At 71.1% G+C, this 779-nt stretch carries 2 protein-coding genes; one reads left to right on the top strand and one right to left on the bottom strand.

What is annotated here, in order from left to right:
* Positions 1 to 88: 88 nt before the first annotated feature.
* Complete coding sequence (locus B8460_RS22665) at positions 89 to 277, bottom strand: DUF2842 domain-containing protein (RefSeq protein ID WP_048863442.1); 189 nt, start codon at positions 275 to 277, stop codon at positions 89 to 91.
* Between the two features lie 103 nt (positions 278 to 380).
* On the opposite strand from B8460_RS22665, the gene B8460_RS20290 reads away from it, so the two are divergent.
* Positions 381 to 779, top strand: a 399-nt coding sequence (locus B8460_RS20290; RefSeq protein WP_048863441.1) for an adenine phosphoribosyltransferase, incomplete at its 3' end; no start/stop codon positions are given.

The raw sequence follows: 779 nt of genomic DNA, 5'->3' as shown, positions 1-779 counted from the left end.
GTCGCGGCCACCGCGACGACGTGGCGGGCGAGGCTTTGCGGATTGCGCCGCACATAGGCCTCGCGCAGCGCCGCGAGCGCCGGCCCGTTCATCGCCGCCGCGCCGCCCACAGCATGAGCCAGCGGGTCGGCAGCACCCACAGTGTCCCCGCCACGACGAAATAGGCGAATTGCAGCGGCCAGGGCGACATCACGTGATCGGCCAGCGCCACGGCGGCCATCACGTACAGCGCGAAGCCCAGCAGGAAGATGACGACGGCGATCAGGATGCGCGGCATTGGGGCGGACTCGTCTGCCGGGCGCGGGGCGGCCGGCGGGTTGCGGTTGCGGCGGGCGGGTCGGGCGGGATAAGCCGCGTGCCGGCACGCAAAGGCGGTGGTGATGGATCTCAAGGCGCATATACGCGGCATTCCGGATTTTCCGAAGCCCGGCATCCGGTTCTATGACATCTCGACGCTGCTGCGGGATGCCGATGCGTGGCAGGTCACGATGGGCCGCATGGCCCGCGCCGTGCGCGCCTATCACCCCGACCTGCTGGCGGGCGTGGAAAGCCGGGGCTTTCTGATCGCGGCCCCGCTCGCGCTCAAGCTCGGGTGCGGCTTCATCATGCTGCGCAAGCGGGGGAAGCTGCCGGGGCGGACGGTGGGGCTCGATTACGCGCTGGAATACGGCAGCGACCGGATCGAGATGCAGGCCGATGCGGTCCAGCCGGGGCAGCGCGTGGTGGTGGTCGACGACCTGCTGGCGACCGGCGGCACGCTGGCGGCCGGCATCGCCCTG

Source organism: Acidisphaera rubrifaciens HS-AP3, from assembly GCF_000964365.1.
Classification (GTDB): domain Bacteria; phylum Pseudomonadota; class Alphaproteobacteria; order Acetobacterales; family Acetobacteraceae; genus Acidisphaera; species Acidisphaera rubrifaciens.
The sequence above is the reverse complement of the archived record's forward strand: the minus strand, read 5'-3'. Positions and strand labels throughout refer to the sequence as shown.